A 19751-nucleotide genomic window follows, 5' to 3' on the forward strand; every position below is an offset into this window, starting at 1 on the left:
CATGGCACCCTCGATTGCACGCGACTATTCGCCCTGAGGCTTTACGTGGCGACCGAATTATGCGGTTTCTGTCCACATCATGGACAGAGGGCAGGCCGACATGGGCGACATGGATATGAGTGGAGCGGCGCCCAGACAGGGCGCGCAGGCGATCCGGCGCGCCCTGGCCGTGCTGCGCATTCTGGCGGCGGGCCGAGAGATCGGACTGCCGCTGGCCGAAGTCGTGCAGGCGACGGGGCTGACCCGACCGACGGTTCATCGGATCGTCCATGCGCTCGTCGAGGAAGGCGTCGTCGAGTGGCACGAAAAGACCCGGCGCTACGCGATCGGTCGACAGGTCGGGGAGCTGGCGCTGGCCCGAACATCGCGCTCGCCGCTGCTTGCGGTTGCAGGCGACATCCTCGCGCAGACCTCGCGACGCGTGGGCGACATGCTGTTTCTGACGCTGCGGACCGGCAGTGACACGCTGTGTGTCGACCGCCGGATCGGGTCCTATCCGATCCAGGTGCTCTCGATCGAGGTCGGCGCCCGGCGGCCGCTCGGTGTCAGCAGCGCGGGCGTGGCCATCCTCGCCGGCATGACCGGCCATGAGGCGCGGAAAATCGTCGCAACCAACCAAACGCGGTTCGAGGCTTATCGGACCGATACGGCGACCGTGCTTGCCCAGATCGCGGCCGCAAGGCGACGGGGCTACAATTTTCGCGAGGCCGGCCTGGTGCAGGGAACGAAATCCATTTCCACATGGATCAAGGCCTTCGACGGCCGCCCGACCGCGGCCCTCACCGTCTCCGCGGTTCGCGCTCGGCTCACCCCTCGTCGCGAAACGGAGCTGGCCGAGATTCTTCTGGACGCGGCGCGCGCGATCGAGCGGAAGATGCAGGCCGCCGGCCCATAGCCGCCATGTTCGCTCGCCGGCTTTGCGTCCCCGACCGCGCGCGGTATGCTTGGGCGTTTTCGTCCGCAATATCGCAAAAGAATCCGAGGGAGGCCGTCATGTCCGTGCAGGAGCGCAAGCTGGTCCATTCCGACATCAAGCCGGAAAATCCGCCGGAGCGCACGGCGCACTATCTCGATGTGCCCAACATGCCCTGGGAAGCCACCAAGTTCCCGGGCATCCGGATCAAGGTGCTCTACACCGACGATTCCGGCATCACCACGGCCCTGTTCAAGCTCGAGCCCGGCGCCGTCGTGCCGCTGCACGAGCACACCGCGCTCGAGCAGACCTATGTGATCGAGGGCTCGCTCGAGGATCACGAAGGCAAATGCGGCCCGGGCCAGTTCGTCTGGCGCCCGGCCGGCAACCAGCACGAGGCGGTCGCTCCCAATGGCGCGGTGATCCTCGGCTTCTTCCTCAAGCCCAACCGCTTTGCCTATGGCGAGAAGTTCTTCACAGCGCCGGGCGAGCGGTAGCGCAGAGCGCTACGGCAGCAACGCATCCGGGATCTCGTCGAACGCATAGGTCTGCGGCCGGTTGCGCCTGACGAAGCCACCGACCTGCGAGCCGAGCAGCGCGGCGAAACCCAGCAGAAACAGCGCGCCTGCGAGTTCGCCCGTCCAGATCGCGCGCAGGAGCAAGCCGGCCATCCCGATCGCCACCAGCGCCAGCAGCGTCAGGCCGGCGGCATAGGCATTGCGGCCGAGCCCACCGGCGAGCACGGCCCGGCTTCCCGCCTGCGCCATCCGCTCGTGCAGGGCGCGTACGAAGACGCGATAGTCGCGGTCCTGCGGCGCCATCAGCGCCGCGGTCTGCCAGGAGGTCGAGAGCAGGATCAGCCGCGCACCGCCGGCATGGGTGAGGTCGCAGCGGAAGCGGCGCGCTTGCATCGAGACCGGCCGAAACGACAGCCGGACCGCGGCGATATCGGCATAGGCCCACACTCCCGCACGTCCGCCGGCGCGGAAGGACAGGCCGTCGTGCGCCAATTCGAATTGATGCGCAGGGCCGATCAGCGACGCCTTGAAGGCGTAGCGGATAGGCCCCGCCATCGTCGCCGGCTCCTGCAGTTTCCACTCCCGCCTTGCGCAATCGCCCCGCCTTATCTAACAACTGGCGCATGGCTGAAACGACCTTTTTTCCGCGCCGGCTGATTTTGGGCGGCGCGATGGTGGCCGGCATGCTGCTGGCGCTCGCCGTGCACATGCTCGGCGCGCGCTACGGGCTCGATCTCGGCGGTCTGTGGCGGTCCGATACGACCGACTTCATGCCGGCGGGCGCGGCCGTCGCATGGTGGCTGATCGCGACCGTGGCATTCTCCGGCGGCTATTTCACCGCGACGTTGATGGACAGCGCCGTCTCGGGGCAGATCCCGCAGCGGATGCGCCAGTTCCTGATCGCGATCGGCGTGCTCCTGCTCGCCGGCGCCGGACAGGCCGCCTCCGCGCCGAGCGCGGTCCCGACCGTGTCAGGCGTGCTCACCGGCGTCGCCGCACTCCTGCTCGGCGCGGCGATGGCGTTCTGCGGCGCGAACTTCGCGCTGCGCAAGGCTTGAGGGTCAAGCCACCGCGCTGGTGCGCGCTCTCGCCAACAGCCCGTCGACCTCGGCCGCCGGACGCGGCTTGCTGAACAGGTAACCTTGCGCCTGCGCGCAGCCCTCGCGGCACAACAGCTCGCGCTGGGCCTCGGTCTCGACGCCCTCGGCGGTCGTGATGATGCCGAGGCTGCGGGCAAGCCCGGTCACGGCGCGGATGATCGCCAGCGAATCGTCGCTGTTCGGCAGCTCCTTGACGAAGGAGCGATCGATCTTGATCTTATCGAATGGAAACTTGCGCAAATAGCTGAGCGACGAATAGCCGGTTCCGAAGTCGTCGAGCGATATCTTCACCCCGAGCGCGCGCAGCTCGTGCAGCATCGCAAGCGTCGCCTCGCTGTTCTGCAGCAGCACCGATTCGGTGATCTCGAGCTCCAGGCGATGCGCGGGCAGAGCGGATGCCTCGAGTGCCGCCTTCACGGACTCGACCAGGTTCGCGTTCTTGAACTGTACCGGCGAAAGGTTCACGGCGACGTCGACCTGCGGCCAGCGCGCCGCGTCCATGCAGGCACGCCGCAGTACCGCATCGCCAAGCTGGATGATCAGGCCGCTGTCCTCGGCCAGTGGGATGAACTGGACGGGCGATATCTGGCCGCGTTGAGGGTGATTCCAGCGCACCAGCGCCTCCAGCATCACGGTTTCGTCGCTCGAGAGATCACGGATCGGCTGGTAATGAACCTCGAATTCATTCGCGTCGCGCTGCAATGCGATGCGAAGGTCCTGCAGCAGCCCGCGGCGAGCCTGGGCGCGCGCATCCATGCCGATCTCGAAGAAGCGGTAGGTGCCGCGGCCGTCCGCCTTGGCGCGATAGAGCGCGAGCTCGGCCTTCTTGAGCAGTTCATCGGGATCGTCGCCGTCACTGGGCGCGAGTGCGATGCCGACGCTGACCCCGATCTCGATCTTCTGGCCGTCGAGCTCATAGGGCCTTCCGATGGCCTCGATGAGGCGCGCGGCGAGCGAGTCCGGCGCCGAAGCCTCGTCCTCGCGGTCGAGCTGGATCACCGCGAATTCGTCGCCGCCCAGCCTCGCGACCGCGTCGTTGACGCCGATGCCGTCGCGCAGCCGGGCGGCGACCTGGCGCAGCAGCGCATCGCCGACCGGGTGCCCGAGCGTATCGTTGACTTCCCTGAAATCATCGAGATCGAGGCAGTGCACCGCGACGCGGTCGCCGCGGCTGGCGAGGCGCAGCAGCTGTTCCAGCCGCTCGCGAAACAGCGTGCGGTTCGGCAGATTGGTGAGCGCGTCATGGCGCGCCATGTGGAAGATCTGCTCCTGCGCGCGCTGCCACTCGGTGACGTCCTCGAAGGTCGCTACCCAGCCGCCGTCCGTCATCGGCTGGTTGACGACGCGAATCGCGCGTCCCTGCTGGTCGATCACCCTGGTGTCGGAATGACCCACCCACGCCTCCGCGATCGATCTGGCGAAGGTCTCCTCGGGATCGCCCTGCCAGCGTCCGGCCGAGCGGAGCTGCTGCAGCACGTCGAGCAGGGAGCGCCCCTTCAATTCGATGTCATCGCGCGCCATCATCGTCCTGTAGCGCTGGTTCGCCAGCAGGATCTGGCCTTCCATGTCGTACATGCAGAGCCCCTGCGACATGTTCTCGAGCGCGGTATCGAGCAGGACCTTCTGCCGGTGCAGGGCGCCTTGTACGCGGCGATCCATGATCGCGGCGCCGAGCGAGATGCCGAGGATGATGAAGGCTGCGGCCGCCACCAGGAACGACAGCACGGTCGGGGAAATCAGCATGCCCGCCCGGGCAAGGTTGGAATCGGGGATCAGCGTGACGGCCCCCATCGCGGTGAAATGATGGGACACGATGGCGATCGTCAGCAGCACGATGGCTGAAACCCGGCGGCTCGCGCGGTCGAAGCCGACGGCAACCATGAGGGCAAGCGCGGCAAAAACGCATCCGAAGACGACCGAGGCGATCACGATGCCGGGCGCCCAGACGATGCGGGCGGGCAGCTCGAGCGCCGCCATGCCGGTATAGTGCATCGCCGCCACGCCGAGGCCGACGATGGCGCCGCCGAGCGCGGCGAACGATTGCCGCGCATCCGACAGGGCGACGCCGAGGCCGATGCCGGTGGTCGACACCGCGAAGATCAAGGACGAGATCGTGATCGGGATGTCGTAGCCGGCGGCGTGGTCGCTGTCATAGGCCAGCATCGCGATGAAGTGCACGGCCCAGATGCCGCAGCCGCTCACGACCGCGTCGAGCGAAATCCAGATCGTGCGCGCCGGCCCCTCCGAGGCTCTGGCGCGATCGAACAGGTTGACGGCGACCGCGCTCGCAAGCAGGCAAACAACGACGGCGAGCGCGACCAGTCGCCAGTCGTGTTCGGTGCGCAGGCAAGTCAATACTCGATACATATCTCGTCCCAGGCCATTCCGCCTGTTACGCAACCTCAGATGGAGGTTTATTCAGGTTAACGCGGGCGCCCTTGTGCAGCGCATGGTGAAGGAAGGATTGGGCGGGAACAGTAGTTTACCTGAGGCGCGGTCGGAACGCGCTGGTGGAACTCCCGCAACTATCCGGACAGATCAGGAATGAGAGCGGTGCCGGCTGCCACCTTCGACGAACCTGTCTCGTCGCCAGATCAGGACTGCCGACAGCAACAGCAACGACGCGGAAATGATCAACGACTGATGCGCCCCGCGCATGAATCCGCTTGCGCTCGCGGCCAGCGAGCCGAACAGCGCGACGCCTGTGGCGCTGCCGGTCTGGCGGCTGGCGTTCAGCACACCGGCCGCAACACCCGAGCGCGCCTTCTCGACGCTGCCGAGCAGGGTCGAGGTCAACGGCGGCACCAGGAGGCCGAGACCGACGCTGAGCGCAACCAGTTGCCCGCAGATCGCGAGATAGCCGGTGCCCGGCTGCATACCGAGCAGCGCGAGGGCGCCGAGCGCCGCCAACACGGCGCCCAGCGCGATCGTCCGGGGCGCGCCGATCCGCTCGGCGAGACGCGGCGCCCCCAGGTTTGCCGGCAGCACGACGCCCATCATCGGCATGAAGGCGAGTCCGGTCGCGAATGGCGACCATCCATTGACCTGCTGGAAGTAGAGGCTGAACACGAAGATCAGGCCGTAATAGGCGATGTTGACGAACAGGCCGAGCAGCGCCGCCAGCGCGAACGTCCGGTGACGGAACAGGCCGAGCGGCAGCATCGGCTGCGCCGTCCGCTGCTCGCGCACCACGAACAGCACCGCCGCCACGGCGCAGGCGACGAAGCCGGCCATCACCCAGCGATCGGTCCAGCCGGCCGCGCCGCCCTCGATGATCGAAGCGGTAAGACCGCCGAGTGCGACGACCGCCGCGACCTGTCCGGGCAGATCGAGCTCGCGCTGCGGCGCGCGCGCGGTCTCCTCCGCATAGCGCAAGGTCAGCCACAGCCCGACCAGTCCGATCGGCAAATTGACGAGGAAGATCGAGCGCCATCCGACCAGTTCGATCAGTCCGCCGCCGACGAACGGCCCCGCGGTCAGCGCGAGACTCGCACCCGCCGCCCAGATGCCGACCGCGCGGCCCCGCGACGTCTCGTCGTGATAGGCGTGGTTGAGCAGCGCGAGCGAATTCGGCACCAGGATCGCCGCGCCCAATCCCTGCACCGCGCGGGCTGCAATCAGGGTGACGGCATTCGGCGCGAGGGCACATGCCACCGACGCCGCCGTGAAGATGGCAAAGCCCGCCATGAAGACGCGCTTGGCGCCGACGCGATCGCCGAGCGCACCCGCGCTCAGGATGAAGGCCGCGAACACGATGGTATAGGCGCTGACGATCCATTGCAGCTCGAAGACGCCGCCGCCCAGCGCGGCGCCGATGCTGCTCAGCGCGGTATTGACGATGGTGACGTCGAGCTGGACCACGGCAAAGCCGAGGCTCATCGCCGCCAATGTGAGTGAGGCCGCGTGCCGCGATCGGGGCGATCCGCGCTGCGCAGCGGCGCGGAATCCTTCATGATGGGTCTTGACGGAACTGACTTGCATGGGTCGCCTCCGGTGCGGATGATCACCCGGATAACGCGGCAGCCCTCTGGACATGCTTCGATGGAGATCGAATGATAAAGGCCGCCGCGCAAAGCGCGACGGCCCCGCTCGATCGATCATTCTGCCGAAAATCAGCTCGCGGCGCGAAGGTTGATCTTGCCCTCGGCGAGCGAGGTCAGCTTCTTGTCCGCGGTCTTCTCCTCGTCCAGCGTCTTCTGCAGGATGCTGGCGATGTCGGTGCGGCCGAGTTGCCGCGCCCAGGTGATCAGGGTGCCGTAGCGTGCGATCTCATAGTGCTCGGCGGCCTGGCCGGCGTTGATCAGCGCGGCATCCAGCACCGCCTTGTCGGCGACCTCGCCCGCCACCTCGTCGGCTTCCTCGATGATGCCGTCGATCGCGGGGCAATCGACCGCCTTGACCTTCAGCCCGCACATCTGGAACACCTGCTCCAGCCGCTGCACGTGGGTCCTGGTCTCGTCGAGATGCGACAGAAACCCCTCCTTGAGCTGCTTGTCGGTCGCCTTGCCGGCCATGGTCTGCAGCGCTTTCACGAGCTGCTGCTCGGCGTAATAAATGTCCTGCAGTTGATGCACGAACAGTTCGTTCATCGTCTTGATGTCCTTGGTGAACAATCCCATGGGAATCCTTCCTGGCTTGTGTGGGGAACATCGCACGCGGGTTCCCGCGCCGGTTGCTGACAATGCGTCAACGACTGGCCGGCGGTGTCGTTCCTGGAAACGCCGGTGAAAGGCCCGAAACGGCCTCATACCGGTGCATAAACCCTGCGGCAAAAAGCGCGTTGCGGGTTAGATTCCCGACCCCGTTGCCCATGTATGGTGACGGACGGCTCCGGCCGAAGTCAAAAGGCCCCGTTGTCAAGGGCTGCACAAGGCCCCGTTTTTGCCCTAAGGAACCTTCGCATATGCATATAGTAAGCGACGGGGCCGCGGGTTAACCGATTGGTGTCCATGGGTTCTCGAGATGTTTCCGCCCTGCCGGGAGGACGAATGCAAGGATGGCTGACCGCGCTCGCGCGCGGTTTCAAGAAATGGATTGGCTGGAAGCGGGTCGGTATAGCGGCAAGCATCGCCATCATTGCCTTTGCAATCACGACGCTGGTGCGCACGCTGAAGGGCGTCGACACTACCGTGATCCTGACGGCGCTCGCCGACATCTCGCATGGCCGCATCGCACTCGCCGCGCTCTGCGTGTTCTGCGCCTTCTGCACCCTGACCTTCTATGATTTCTTCGCGCTCAGGACCATCGGCAAGAAGCTCGTGCCCTACAACATCGCGGCGCTGTCGAGCTTCACGAGCTATTCGATCGGCCACAATATCGGCGCCACGGTCTTCACCGGCGGCGCGATCCGCTTCCGCATCTATTCCGACTACGGATTGAACGCGATCGACGTCGCCAAGATCTGCTTCCTGTCCGGGCTGACGTTCTGGCTCGGCAACCTGGTCGTGCTCGGCGTCGGCATGGTCTATCACCCCTCGGCCGCCTCCGCGATGGACCTCCTGCCGGAGGCCATGAACCGCCTGATCGGGCTCGGCTGCCTTGCCGGCATCGCGGCCTACCTGTTCTGGATCATCGCCGGCAAGAACCGGCGCCAGCTCGGGCAGAACGGCTGGAAGGTGGTACTGCCGTCGGCAAGGCTGACGCTGGTGCAGATCATGATCGGCGTCATCGACCTCGGCTTCTGTGCAACCGCGATGTATCTTCTGATCCCGGATCAGCCCAGCATCGATTTCCTGTCGCTTGCCGTGGTGTTCATCCTGGCGACGCTGTTGGGCTTCGCCAGCCATGCACCGGGCTCCATCGGCGTGTTCGACGCCGCAATGCTGGTGGCGCTGCCGCAGTTCGGCCGCGAGCAGTTGCTCGCCACGCTGCTGGTGTTCCGCGTGCTGTATTTCGTGGTGCCCTTCAGCCTCGCGATTTCCATCATGGGCGCGCGCGAGCTATGGCTCAGCGTGGTGCAGCCCTGGCAGGAGCGCCGCAAGCTGAACGGAACTCCGCCGCCGGCGAACCCCTCGACGGGAACAGGCAACGTCACCCCGCTGCCGCAGAAGGTGAAGCGGCTGAAGTCGCAGGCCTGATCGCAGGCTTCGAGGTGATGCTTGGGTGATCCTCGCCTGACATCACATTATCTTGGTTTTGGACATTCTTACTTCCGCCTCAACTGTGACGTCAAAACCCGGCCCATGATCCGTGCTCTCCTTCGCCTGATCCCGCTCGCTGCGCTGCTCGCAGGCACCTGCCTCATCCTGCCGGCGCACCGGACGGCGGCGCAGGCGGCCTCCAATGCGCCGCTTCAGATCTCGTGGGAGGTGAGGAACCGCTTCCGCCTGTTTCGCGAGGAGCGTGATTTCCAGCTCCACGTCGAAAGCGAGCGCAACCGCTCGATCCTCGCCTCCGAGGACGCGCTGGAGTTGCAGAGCGACGGCCGCGGCTGGGCGCGCAACATGGTCAACCGGCTCTGCATCGACCTCTCGGGCCGGGTCAACGAGCCCTGCACCCGCGACAACGTCAAGGAGAGCTATCTCACGCCGGTCGATCATGCGATCACCGTTCGCCTTGCCGGCGCCGCGCCGGTGGGAGCCATCTGCGCCTGGTCGTTCGACGACGGCGACGGTCCGCCGCAGCACTCGACGCTGGATTGCGCCGAGGCGCTCAATCTGCGGGTCCGCTATGGCCGTCCGACGGTGGCGACGGTCGACGTGTCCTCGGGCTCGGAGGCGAGCCAGCGCGTCGCGACCGAGATCAGGGTGCGCGACCTCTTCATCGCGGGACTCGGCGACAGCATCGCATCCGGCGAAGGCAATCCGGACCGTGCCATCGCGCTTGCCGACGAAGGCTTCTGCTTCCGCCATTACCTCGGAACCGCGGCCGCGCAATATTATCGTCCGAGCCGCGCCGGCTACAAGGGCGGGCGGGCCTGCGAAGCGCCCGACACGCTGCAGAACTGGCAGCGCCACAGCGCCCTGTGGTTCAACTCCGCCTGCCACCGCTCGCTCTACAGCTATCAGACCCGTACGGCACTGGCGCTCGCCGTGCAGTATCCGCACATCGCCGTGACCTATCTGCCGCTGGCCTGCACCGGCGCCACCATCGCCGACGGCCTGTTCGGCAGCCAGCGCGCCCGCGAATGCCCGCCGAGCAAATCGAGCACGACATGCCAGTCCGGCGTCAACGGTCAGCTTGCCGAGCTCCGCGACGCCGTCACCGCGGCGCGGCGCCGCCAGCCCGACCGCACGCTCGACCTGGTGCTGCTGTCGATCGGCGCCAACGACGTCTTCTTCTCAGGCCTCGTCACCGACGTGATCGTCGACACCGCGACCGAGCGCACGCTGTTCCGCAGCACCGGCGTGATGGCGACGGTGGACGAAGCACGCTCGGCGCTGGCGCGCGACCTGCCGCAGGGTTTCGGCCGCCTGCGCGAGGCCTTGAAGCCGCTGGTCGGCGACATGGGGCGTGTCGTCTATACGGCTTACGCCAATCCGGCGCTCGCCCGCGGCGGCGCGCCCTGCCCCGGCGGCCGCGCCGGCTTCGAGATCCATCCCTCGTTCAACGCCGATCCGCGGCGGCTTGCCGCGGTCTCGAGCTTCGTGCAGAACGAGTTCCTGCCGGGGCTGAAGGCGCTGGCCATGTGCCAGTCCGGCATCCTGTGCAACGACCCGTCCACCGACCGCATGAGCTTCGTCGACGCCCATCAGGCCGCCTTTGCCGATCACGGCTTCTGCGCCCGCGCCGAGAGCGACCCGGATTTCGACCGGCAGTGTTTCGCGGCCGACGGCAAGAGCTTCGATCCCGACATCATCACCGCGGCGAACCAGCCGATGCTGTGCGGGCGCAGTGCCGGCGAATACCGCGCCTACCTGCCGCGCGCGCGCTGGATCCGCGACGCCAACGACAGCTATTTCGCGGCGATGACCTATCCGCAGGGACTGCCGACCGCGATGCAGCCATCCGACATCCACGACGCGACCTGGGGCGTGCTGTCGGCGGTCTATGGCGGCGCCGTGCATCCGTCCGCCGAAGGCCATGCCGCGATGGCGGACGCGGCCTTCGCCGCCGCCGCCTACGTGCTCAGGCTCGATGCCGGCGTGCCCGACGTGACCACGCTGCCCGAGCAGCCGCCGCAGCGGTAAAGCCTGTGCAGCGACGGCGCGCATAGCGGACCGTCAAGACAGCTGCCTTCCCAAGCCGCGGCGGCCGGGCGTAGGCTGCGTTTGGCGCCGCGTTCCAGCGGCCGCACGAAAACAACATCATCACGGGAGAAATGCATGACCAGACGCCCCTCGCGGCCGATCGTCCCAAGCCTTGTCGTCCCAAGCCTTGTCGTCCCAAGCCTTGTCATCCCAAGCCTTGTCGCCATTGCACTCGCCACCTGCCTTGCGCCGGCCTTCGCCGACGGCCCGCCGATCAGGATCGGCGTGATCGCCGAGGTGCAGGCGATCGCGGGTGCGGCGACGCCCGGCGGCGCGCAGATCGCGGCCGATGAGATCAACGCCAAAGGCGGCATTCTCGGGCGCCGAATCGAGATCGTCACCTACGACAACCATTCCTCCTCGGCGGATTCCGTCCGCGCCTTCCAGCGCGCGGTCAACGAGGACAAGGTTTCGGCCGTGATCGCGAGCTACATCAGCGAGGTGGTGCTGGCACTCGAGCCCTGGGCGGCGCGGCTGAAGATGCCGCTGATCACGCCGGGCGCCGCCTCCAACGAGATCACCAAGGCGATCCATGCCGACTACGACAAGAACAAGTACACCTTCCACGGCTATCTCACCTCCGCGGCGCAGGCGCAGCTCGTCTGCGACGCCGCCAAGGACCTCCTCACCGACAATCTCAAGTTCAAGTCGGTCGCGATCATGAGCGAGGACGCGGCCTGGACCCAGCCGCTCGATGTCGGCTACGAGGCCTGCCTGCCCAAGGCCGGCCTCGACGTCGTCGACCATGTGCGCTTCTCGCCCGACACCACCGACTTCACGCCGATCTTCAACAATATCGAAGGCAAGAAGCCGGACGCGATCGTCACCGGCATCTCCCATGTCGGCGTGCAGCCGACCGTGCAGTGGAAGAACCAGCAGGTGCCGATCCCGATGTTCGGCATCAGCGCGCAGGCCTTGAGCCCGACCTTCTGGAACGACACCAACGGCGCCGCCGACGGCGTGCCGTCGCTTGCGGTGGCAACGCCCGACGTCGCGGTGACGCCGAAGACGAAGCCGTTTGCGCAGGCCTTCAAGGCGAAGTTCGGCACGCCGCCGGCCTATACCGGCTACACCGCCTATGACGACGTCTACATCATCGCCGAAGCGATCCAGCGCGCCGGTGCAACCGATCCCGACAAGCTTGTGGCCGAGATGGAGAAGACCGATTACGAGGGCACGATCGGCCACATCCAGTTCTACGGCAAGGACGACCCCTACACCCACGGCATCAAGTCAGGCCCGGGATTCGTCACCGGGCTCGTCTTCCAATGGCAGAACCAGAAGCAGGTGACGGTCTGGCCGCAGAAGATCGCGGAAGGCAAGCTGAAGTTTCCAGATTTCGTGAAACTGTCGCAATAGGCGGGCAGGAAAAGGCGACGGCCGGATTGGAAAATCCGGCCGTCGCCGTTCACCGGTCGGTCGTCATCGATCAGTAATTGTCGTGATGATAGTGCCGCCGGATCACGACGCCATCGCCATCATGATGGTACCAACCGTGATGCCAGCCTCGGTCGTGCCTGTAGAACTCGGCACGCGGACCGCGGTAGTCACGATCGGCATAATAGTCCCGATCGCCGCCGATGCGCACACCGAATTCGGTCGCGCTGGCGATCGTCGGGGCACAGACCGCGATGGTCGCCGCGGCAGCAAGGACGTAAGAAAGCTTCTTCATGTGCTTCTCCAGCGTTCGTTACGCATCGAGCAAACGAACGCGACGCTCGGCAGTTGCCGGAACAGCGCCGAAACTTTCTTGAACGGGTGTTCACCATCGTGGCCTAGGTCATCTACCCCATGCGAAAGGCTATTCTGGCGGGACGAGCCGCATTGGATTTCCGGTTGCCTACGCGCACAGAGCAGGAGACTGCCGGACGCTATCGATTGTCTCTGCCGAAAGACAAATGGTCGTCACGACCGATGTGACCGGACGCACAACAAGAGATTGAATTGTGGTCTCTTTCACTTTATTGTTCTTTCGTGTCGATGGTTCGCTAGTCCCAAAACGGTAGGCGACGCTCAACGCAGTCGGAATTTGAACGAACGATTGAGTGACCGAAGGCGGCTCCGACCCTGGCGATTTGTCAAGTTTGCCAATGCCACAGCGGTCCTGATGATCTGCGAAGCTATGGATGCGACGTTAATGGCGATACAGAACGAGGATCTCTTGAGGTCGGCCTAGAGCCCGGAATGAGGTACTAAAATCCCTTCAGTGGTTGGAGATTGCTGCGCATAAGCGGGAAGACCGTCGATTTGACGCAAGTGTTTTTTGGTGATTGGCAACCGATCTAATCAAGGATCAAACGCAGTGAGGGTGTTGCTCGTACATCCGTACATGCCCGCAAGATTTAACGGTGCCCCCATGGGGCTTCTGTACTTGGCGGCGGAATTGCAACGCCATGATCACATTGTCGATATCCTCGATTTGCAGGCGCTGGGAGGGAACGACCTCCTAACGGCGCGGCTGATGACATTCAACCCCGAGGTCGTTGGGATTTCATCGACATCACCATCACACAAAGCTGCCATTGAGGTCGCAAGGATCACGAAGGCTTTTGTTCCGAATGCTGTGATCGTCAAGGGCGGCGTACACGAGACCTACTGTTCCGCGCATACTATCGCCAATGTCGCGGAAATCGACTACTCCGTCTGTGGCGAAGCCGACTACTCGTTCGTACTCCTCCTGTACGCGCTTGAGAAAAACGCTCCGTTATCACGTGTCCCCGGGATAGTTTTCAGAAACTCGAATGGAGAGATAGAGCGAACCGCGATGCCAAAGACACGGATCGCACTTGACTCCGTGCCGCCGTTGCCGCGCTATCTTCTCGGCAATAGTTCGTATTACAACTTCAGGATTTTCGATGGACGGCGGACGACGCAGGTGCAAACCATGCGAGGCTGCCCTTACAAATGCTCCTTTTGTAACCAACGCAACCAGGCTGTGAACGCAGCCAGCATCGAGTGTGTCGTGGCCGAATTGGCAAGGCTGGAAGCCGACGCCTACGAGGCTGTGTTTTTTGATGATGCAACGTTTACCGTCAACCAGAAACGAACCCTTTCCTTGGTTCAGACGCTGCAGCGGAGCGGAATTTCTCTGCAGTTTGCGGCACAGACTCGGTCGGAATGCGTAACTGAGCCCTTGCTGTACGAGATGGCAAAAGCCGGCTTTAGATATTTGAGCTTTGGCCTGGAGACGACCGACGAGAGCGCTCTGAAGCAGCTCTTGAAATCAACGTCACCTCATGCGCACGCAGATCACACGGCCAGGGCGGTCGAAAATTGTAGAAATTGCGGCATCGAGTCCTGTCTCAACATCATTGTAGGCCTTCCCGACGAAACCAACGAAACCTTGTTGCGGACCTTCGATTTCGCGAACAAGTTGAAGCCGACTTTCGTTTCTCTGAGTGCCTACGCGCTCTACCCGCACCAGGACAGGATGACTGCACAGCAATACCACGAGGGGGTGTCGCTGGGTCCGATCTGGAATCACTATGACGAGGGGTATGGCGCCGTTCACCCGCACATGAGCGAAGCGCGCGCGGAGGAAGTCTTGCTCCTGGCTCGAAGAGAGCTTGGCAATCGTCTTGAGCTCGTTTGATGACCGAATTGTACGGAGGGCGGGAGTGAAAACTGGAGATGATGAGGACAGGCCGGAAGGTTCCACCGGGGATCGCGCGACGTCAACGCACGTTGAACTGACGGTCGGCATCGTAACGTGCAGTAGCGGCAGCTCCTCATATTTCGGAAAGGTAATAGCCAATGGAATCAAGCTTGGTCTTTCCGACTTTTCAGTTCGCAGTTTCGGATGCCTGATTCGGACTGAGCAGTGTGATGACGAGGGAGATCAACGAAAGGCTCTGTCGGCCGTTTCGCTCCTGGTCGATAAAGGGGCGGCGGTCATAATAGGGCCGTGCGAGAGCCACACTGCGGCTACGGCCATCGAGTTTGCGGCCAAGGCGAACATACCTGTCATCAGCCCATCTGCAACGGCGTCCTTCCTTACGGAGCAGAACAACCCATGGTTCTTTCGTGCCACTCCATCCGACGCGCAGAAAGCCGAACGACTAGCTCGACTGATAGCGATTCGCCATCCACATGGACCCATCATCGTATTGCATGAATCGGAGGCGCCTGGCGTGGGGCGAAGCGATGGCACCTTGTGCGGTGACAGTTTGGCTCGGGACATGCGGCGATACTTATCAGCGTTTGGACAAGTATACACCTTGGTGCCTTACGACCGAAAGCTTGAAGATGCGCAATTGAAAACGTCGATCATCCAGAGTCTGCATGGGCGAGCCTTCGTGGGCCTTGTCATTTTGGGAAGAAGCTCTGACACACTTCGCATCAGTCAAGTGGTGCGCGACCTATACGGCGAGTGTCCGATATATCTGATCTCGCCCGGCAAGGAGATGTTTTCGCAAGCGCGCTTCGAAAATGTCTATGCGGTAACCGACACCGTCGTCGAAACGGTATCCGACGATGCGATCGAGCGATTCCGCGCCAGATACGGTAACGAGTATCCGGGGACGGCAAAGCGGGAGGCGATAGATCAGTACGCAACGTTTGGCTACGACACGGCCAATATCGTGGGGAACGCCATCATTCTAGCCGCAAGCAGAGGACTCTCGAGCGTGGTCTCGGAACAGCGGTTGGCAATCCGGAAAGCGATAGCGGAAACGCCAAATGAGCGCAGGGGCTTGATGTCGGACGGTGGATTTACGAGACAGAACGAGCTCTTGAGTCGCCCGCATGTTCAACGTCTTTCAAACAGAAGATGGGAACAATTGTCGTTTGACGAAGCCATCAAATCCGAGGTGTACGAGGGAACCGGAAGGTGGGTTACCGTCCATAAGATATTCAAAGCCGCCAAACATAATTTGGATTCGGCCGAGAAGAATTTTGCTGTCCGAATTTTAAATCTGATAGGTTATGTCGCGACGGGCATTCTTGCTTTGATTGGCATCTACCATTTCTTGTTCTAGAAATTGCCGAGAGCCGGACTCAACTGGGCCGTATGCGACAAGAGCGGCGAAGTGAACAGCAGCCAAGGAGCTGCGTAAGCCGCCGGCGACGCCTTGCCGATGAGGACCGGACCGGACGCCATTGTCCCTGGGTTGAATCATATCATACCGGGCCCGGACCAGGTGTGATGATCGATGGCGATTGATGTCGCCGCGGTTCATCGATGCTCCAAGACGACGATCGTTCTGGATCTATTCACCTTTCAACCAGCTCGTGATTTGACCGCCGCCTCCCGCGACAGCAATCTCGACGATCAGTCCCGCAAGCCAGCCAGACTTGGTGCTTCGGGACCGCCCGCCGGGCTGATCATCTAGGCTTATTCCAAGACATTTCCGACAGGTGCCGCGATAGCGCGCGGACCAACCGCTACGCTTGCGCGGTCGGTGAAAAACTGAATGATCTGGGTTCCGGTACGTCGATCGGCTCGCGACGGCACCGGAGCGGCCGTTTCCTTGGAGTAATTGGGCATGTCGACGCTTCTCCCGCATGGCGCGTGCCTCTCGTGGAAGCCGGAATTGATCTGGCTGAACGTGGTATCCGATGCGCTGCTTGCCTGTGCGTTCTTCTCGATCGCCTTCGTTTTCGCTCTCATGGTGTGGCGGCGCCGGCGCGAGATGCTGTTGAGGTTCAACCTCCTGCTCGGCGGATTCGCGGTGTTCAGCGCGTTGGGCGGCTTAAGTCGTCTGCTCGCGGTCGTCACGATGTGGGTGCCGGCCTACGGCCTCGAGGCCGCCGTCAAGGGCGTGCAGGTGCCGACCTCGGCCGCGATGGCGGCGGCGCTTTTCGGGCTGCTGCCGTACATGCTGGTGATGCCGACCCGGGTCCAGCTCCTGCAGGCCTATGCGGCGCTGGAGGAGGAGACCAGGGAGCGCCGCAAGGCCGAAGCCATGGTCAGGCGCTTCCAGGAGATCGAGGCCAACGAGGCCCAGGTCCGGCAGGCGCAGAAGATGGAGGCGATCGGCCAGCTCACCGGCGGCATCGCCCACGACTTCAACAACATCCTGACCGTGATCACCGGCTCGATCGAGATCCTCGCTGACGCGGTGAAAGACAAGCCGCTCCTGCTCCAGATCACCAACATGATCGGCGCCGCCGCCGCGAGAGGCGCTGATCTTACCCGGCATCTGCTGGCTTTCGGCCGCCGCCAGCCGCTGCAGCCGCGCGCGACCGACGTCAACGCCCTCGTCGTCGACGCCGCACGGCTGCTGCGGCCGACGCTCGGCGAGCAGATCGAGATCGATTCGATGCTGGCGCATGATGCCGCCGCGGCGCTGATCGACCCGAGCCAGCTCTCGACCGCGATCCTCAACCTCGCGCTGAACGCGCGTGACGCGATGCCAGACGGCGGCAAGCTGACCCTGGAAACCCGGAACGCCGTGCTCGACGAGGACTATGCCGCGATGAATCCGGAGGCCAAGCTGGGCAACTACGTCATGATCGCGGTCAGCGATACGGGCGGGGGAATTCCCCGCGGTCTGCTCGAAAAGGTGTTCGAGCCGTTCTTCACCACCAAGGAGGTCGGAAAGGGGTCCGGGCTCGGACTCAGCATGGTCTACGGCTTCGTCAAGCAGTCCGACGGCCACGTCAAGATCTACAGCGAGGAAGGTCACGGCACCACGGTCAAGCTCTATCTGCCGCAAGCCGTGCGCAAGGCCGATCCCGTGGTGGTCAGCGACGCCGATCCCGACTCGATCGAGCACGGCGATGAGTCCATCCTGATCGTCGAAGACGACGCGCTGGTCCGCGATTATGTCGTGACGCAGGTCCAGCGTCTCGGTTACGAGACGCTCTCGGCCAGCAACGCCGCCGAGGCACTGGCCATCATCGATGGGCCCGCGCACATCGATCTGTTGTTCACCGACGTCATCATGCCCGGCGGCATGAACGGCCGCCAGCTCGCGATCGAGGCCTCGAGGCGGCGTCCCGGCCTCAAAGTGCTCTACACCTCCGGCTACACCGAGAATGCCATCGTGCATCATGGCCGGCTCGACGCCGGCGTGCTGCTGCTGGCGAAACCCTATGTCACCGCCGATCTGGCGCGGATGATCCGGATCGCGCTGGCGTCGTGACGGCCGACGACCGGCGTGCCGTCAGCGCTCGATCACGGGTCGCCTGCTCGGTGTCGCTTCAGACACCCTCCCCGCCAAATTCTCCTTCGGCGTCTGACGAAGCAGAGCGCCGGATGGCCGTTGCGCTTGCGCGGTGGCCGAAAAACTGAATGATCTGCCGTATTCTTTCCCGGTGCGTCGCGACGGCGCCGGAGCGGCCGTTTCCTTGGAGATATTGGGTATGTCGACGCTTCTCCCGCATGGCGCCTGCCTGTCGTGGCAGCCCACATTGATCTGGCTGAATGCCGTTTCCGACGCCACGGTCGCCGCCGCCTTCCTCGCGATCGCCTACGTCCTTGCATTCTTCGTTTGGCGCCGGCGCAACGAGACGCTGTTCATGTTCCGCGCCATCTTCCTCGGCTACGCTCTCTTCGTCGCCATCTGCTGCGTGAGCCACCTGATGTCGATCCTCACGCTCTGGGTGCCTGCCTATGGCATCGAGACCGCCGTCAAGGGCGCGCTGGCGCCGATCTCGGCCACGATCGCGGCCGCGCTGCTCTTGATGCTGCCGCGGCTTCTCACGATGCCGACCCGCGTCCAGCTCCTGCAGGCCTATGCGGCGCTCGAGGAGGAGACCAGGGAACGCCGCAAAGCCGAGGCCATGGTCAAGCGCTTCCAGGAGATCGAGGCCAACGAGGCGCAGATCCGGCAGGCGCAGAAGATGGAAGCCGTCGGCCAGCTCACCGGCGGCATCGCGCATGACTTCAACAACATCCTGACCGTGATCACCGGCTCGATCGAGATCCTCGGCGATGCGGTGAAGGACAACCCGCTCCTCAACCAGATCACCAACATGATCAGCGCGGCCGCCGCGCGGGGCGCCGACCTCACCCGGCATCTGCTGGCCTTCGCGCGCCGGCAACCGCTGCAGCCGCGTTCGACCGACGTCAACGCGCTGGTCGTCGACGCCGCGCGGCTGCTGCGACCGACGCTCGGCGAGCAGGTCGAGATCGATTCGATGCTGGCGCATGACGCAGCGCCGGCCCTGATCGATCCGAGCCAGCTCTCGACCGCGATCCTGAACCTCGCATTGAACGCGCGCGACGCCATGCCCGATGGCGGCAAGCTGACGCTGGAGACGCGGAACGTCGTGCTCGACGAGCACTATGCCGCCATGAATTCCGAGGTGAAGCCCGGAAACTACGTCATGATCGCGGTGAGCGACACCGGAGCGGGCATTCCCGGCAACCTGCTCGACAAGGTGTTCGAGCCGTTCTTCACCACCAAGGATGTCGGAAAGGGATCAGGACTCGGGCTCAGCATGGTCTACGGCTTCGTCAAACAGTCCGACGGCCACATCAAGATCTACAGCGAGGAAGGCCACGGCACCACGGTGAAGCTGTATCTACCCGAGGCCGTTCGCAAGCCCGACATCGTAGACGTCGAGGCCGATCCCTACGCGATCGAGTACGGCGATGAATCCATCCTGATCGTCGAGGACGACGCCCTGGTCCGCGACTATGTCGTGACGCAGGTTGAGCGTCTCGGCTACGAGACGCTCTCTGCCAGCAACGCCGCCGAAGCGCTCGCCATGATCGACGGCCCTCCGCACATCGACCTCTTGTTCACCGACGTCATCATGCCCGGCGGCATGAACGGCCGCCAGCTCGCAACCGAGGCGCTGAAGCGGCGTCCCGGGCTCAAGGTGCTGTTCACGTCGGGCTATACCGAGAACGCCATCGTGCATCACGGCCGGCTCGACGCCGGCGTGCTGCTGCTGGCAAAACCCTATGTCAGCGCCGATCTGGCGCGGATGATCCGGACCGCGCTGACGTCGTGAAGGTCCGGTTGGTTGATCCACTTCCGTCGCGGGTGAACGGGAAATTCTTCGGCGTCTCTTGACCAGGGGAATCAGCCGAGTGACGTTCACGCCGTCTCGCCTGCGAAGGCGCGCCGGCGCGGGAAAC

At 64.0% G+C, this 19751-nt stretch carries 16 protein-coding genes; 11 read left to right on the plus strand and 5 right to left on the minus strand.

The genetic code is table 11. The features are described 5' to 3' along the window. Window positions 1–100: 100 nt before the first annotated feature. Together JOY90_RS30365 and JOY90_RS30370 are read left to right on the plus strand one after the other, a co-directional pair. Window positions 101–895 (plus strand): IclR family transcriptional regulator, encoded by a 795-nt coding sequence (locus JOY90_RS30365; RefSeq protein ID WP_291694785.1) that lies wholly within the window; start codon window positions 101–103, stop codon window positions 893–895. Window positions 896–993: 98 nt separating this feature from the next. Beyond that, a complete protein-coding gene (locus JOY90_RS30370) occupies window positions 994–1410 on the plus strand; it encodes a cupin domain-containing protein (protein WP_291694786.1) in 417 nt (138 codons plus the stop codon). 9 nt (window positions 1411–1419) lie between these two features. Here the strand turns inward: JOY90_RS30370 and JOY90_RS30375 are convergent, their stop codons facing one another. After that, the gene (locus tag JOY90_RS30375) at window positions 1420–1986 is read right to left on the minus strand and encodes a hypothetical protein (RefSeq protein ID WP_291694787.1); all 567 of its coding nucleotides are present in this window, start codon (window positions 1984–1986) and stop codon (window positions 1420–1422) included. Between the two features lie 68 nt (window positions 1987–2054). On the opposite strand from JOY90_RS30375, the gene JOY90_RS30380 reads away from it, so the two are divergent. Continuing rightward, complete coding sequence (locus tag JOY90_RS30380) at window positions 2055–2489, plus strand: hypothetical protein (protein ID WP_291694788.1); 435 nt, start codon at window positions 2055–2057, stop codon at window positions 2487–2489. A gap of 3 nt (window positions 2490–2492) precedes the next feature. On the opposite strand, the gene JOY90_RS30385 is transcribed toward JOY90_RS30380, so the two are convergent. The 3 genes from JOY90_RS30385 to JOY90_RS30395 form a co-directional block, all read right to left on the minus strand. Continuing rightward, window positions 2493–4898 carry an EAL domain-containing protein gene (locus JOY90_RS30385; RefSeq protein ID WP_291694789.1) on the minus strand — a complete coding sequence of 802 codons (2406 nt, stop codon included), beginning with the start codon at window positions 4896–4898 and terminating at the stop codon, window positions 2493–2495. A gap of 171 nt (window positions 4899–5069) precedes the next feature. Continuing rightward, window positions 5070–6512 (minus strand): MFS transporter, encoded by a 1443-nt coding sequence (locus JOY90_RS30390; protein WP_291694790.1) that lies wholly within the window; start codon window positions 6510–6512, stop codon window positions 5070–5072. Between the two features lie 131 nt (window positions 6513–6643). After that, window positions 6644–7150: a ferritin-like domain-containing protein gene (locus JOY90_RS30395; RefSeq protein ID WP_291694791.1), complete on the minus strand. Its 507-nt coding sequence runs from the start codon at window positions 7148–7150 to the stop codon at window positions 6644–6646. 369 nt (window positions 7151–7519) lie between these two features. Here JOY90_RS30395 and JOY90_RS30400 point away from each other — a divergent pair, with 369 nt between their 5' ends. The 3 genes from JOY90_RS30400 (at window position 7520) to JOY90_RS30410 (ending at window position 12079) form a co-directional block, all read left to right on the plus strand. Beyond that, a complete protein-coding gene (locus tag JOY90_RS30400) occupies window positions 7520–8608 on the plus strand; it encodes a YbhN family protein (RefSeq protein WP_291694792.1) in 1089 nt (362 codons plus the stop codon). Between the two features lie 105 nt (window positions 8609–8713). Further along, window positions 8714–10660 (plus strand): hypothetical protein, encoded by a 1947-nt coding sequence (locus JOY90_RS30405; RefSeq protein WP_291694793.1) that lies wholly within the window; start codon window positions 8714–8716, stop codon window positions 10658–10660. Window positions 10661–10795: 135 nt separating this feature from the next. After that, the gene (locus tag JOY90_RS30410; protein WP_291694794.1) at window positions 10796–12079 is read left to right on the plus strand and encodes an ABC transporter substrate-binding protein; all 1284 of its coding nucleotides are present in this window, start codon (window positions 10796–10798) and stop codon (window positions 12077–12079) included. 70 nt (window positions 12080–12149) lie between these two features. Here the strand turns inward: JOY90_RS30410 and JOY90_RS30415 are convergent, their stop codons facing one another. After that, entirely contained in the window at window positions 12150–12392 is a 243-nt protein-coding gene (locus tag JOY90_RS30415) for a hypothetical protein (RefSeq protein WP_291694795.1), read from the minus strand. Between the two features lie 657 nt (window positions 12393–13049). On the opposite strand from JOY90_RS30415, the gene JOY90_RS30420 reads away from it, so the two are divergent. The 5 genes from JOY90_RS30420 (at window position 13050) to JOY90_RS30440 (ending at window position 19624) form a co-directional block, all read left to right on the plus strand. Then, window positions 13050–14312, plus strand: coding sequence for a radical SAM protein (locus tag JOY90_RS30420; protein WP_291694802.1), 1263 nt, complete (start codon window positions 13050–13052; stop codon window positions 14310–14312). A gap of 25 nt (window positions 14313–14337) precedes the next feature. Beyond that, a complete protein-coding gene (locus tag JOY90_RS30425) occupies window positions 14338–15696 on the plus strand; it encodes an ABC transporter substrate-binding protein (RefSeq protein ID WP_291694796.1) in 1359 nt (452 codons plus the stop codon). 174 nt (window positions 15697–15870) lie between these two features. Continuing rightward, window positions 15871–16050 (plus strand): hypothetical protein, encoded by a 180-nt coding sequence (locus JOY90_RS30430; RefSeq protein ID WP_291694797.1) that lies wholly within the window; start codon window positions 15871–15873, stop codon window positions 16048–16050. 153 nt (window positions 16051–16203) lie between these two features. Continuing rightward, window positions 16204–17805, plus strand: coding sequence for an ATP-binding protein (locus tag JOY90_RS30435; protein ID WP_291694798.1), 1602 nt, complete (start codon window positions 16204–16206; stop codon window positions 17803–17805). Between the two features lie 220 nt (window positions 17806–18025). After that, window positions 18026–19624, plus strand: coding sequence for an ATP-binding protein (locus tag JOY90_RS30440; protein WP_291694799.1), 1599 nt, complete (start codon window positions 18026–18028; stop codon window positions 19622–19624). Window positions 19625–19751 lie beyond the last annotated feature (127 nt).

The sequence above is a fragment of the Bradyrhizobium sp. genome (assembly GCF_019242285.1).
Taxonomy (GTDB): domain Bacteria; phylum Pseudomonadota; class Alphaproteobacteria; order Rhizobiales; family Xanthobacteraceae; genus Bradyrhizobium.

Bases quoted from the DNA above. Each gene is read 5' to 3' on its own strand.
- JOY90_RS30390 (WP_291694790.1), bottom strand. From the start codon at position 6,512: ATGCAAGTCAGTTCCGTCAAGACCCATCATGAAGGATTCCGCGCCGCT.
- JOY90_RS30380 (WP_291694788.1), top strand. From the start codon at position 2,055: ATGGCTGAAACGACCTTTTTTCCGCGCCGGCTGATTTTGGGCGGCGCG.
- JOY90_RS30405 (WP_291694793.1), top strand. From the start codon at position 8,714: ATGATCCGTGCTCTCCTTCGCCTGATCCCGCTCGCTGCGCTGCTCGCA.
- JOY90_RS30435 (WP_291694798.1), top strand. From the start codon at position 16,204: ATGTCGACGCTTCTCCCGCATGGCGCGTGCCTCTCGTGGAAGCCGGAA.
- JOY90_RS30375 (WP_291694787.1), bottom strand. From the start codon at position 1,986: ATGGCGGGGCCTATCCGCTACGCCTTCAAGGCGTCGCTGATCGGCCCT.
- JOY90_RS30410 (WP_291694794.1), top strand. From the start codon at position 10,796: ATGACCAGACGCCCCTCGCGGCCGATCGTCCCAAGCCTTGTCGTCCCA.
- JOY90_RS30370 (WP_291694786.1), top strand. From the start codon at position 994: ATGTCCGTGCAGGAGCGCAAGCTGGTCCATTCCGACATCAAGCCGGAA.
- JOY90_RS30385 (WP_291694789.1), bottom strand. From the start codon at position 4,898: ATGTATCGAGTATTGACTTGCCTGCGCACCGAACACGACTGGCGACTG.
- JOY90_RS30400 (WP_291694792.1), top strand. From the start codon at position 7,520: ATGCAAGGATGGCTGACCGCGCTCGCGCGCGGTTTCAAGAAATGGATT.
- JOY90_RS30420 (WP_291694802.1), top strand. From the start codon at position 13,050: ATGCCCGCAAGATTTAACGGTGCCCCCATGGGGCTTCTGTACTTGGCG.
- JOY90_RS30440 (WP_291694799.1), top strand. From the start codon at position 18,026: ATGTCGACGCTTCTCCCGCATGGCGCCTGCCTGTCGTGGCAGCCCACA.
- JOY90_RS30415 (WP_291694795.1), bottom strand. From the start codon at position 12,392: ATGAAGAAGCTTTCTTACGTCCTTGCTGCCGCGGCGACCATCGCGGTC.
- JOY90_RS30430 (WP_291694797.1), top strand. From the start codon at position 15,871: ATGGCGATTGATGTCGCCGCGGTTCATCGATGCTCCAAGACGACGATC.
- JOY90_RS30365 (WP_291694785.1), top strand. From the start codon at position 101: ATGGGCGACATGGATATGAGTGGAGCGGCGCCCAGACAGGGCGCGCAG.
- JOY90_RS30395 (WP_291694791.1), bottom strand. From the start codon at position 7,150: ATGGGATTGTTCACCAAGGACATCAAGACGATGAACGAACTGTTCGTG.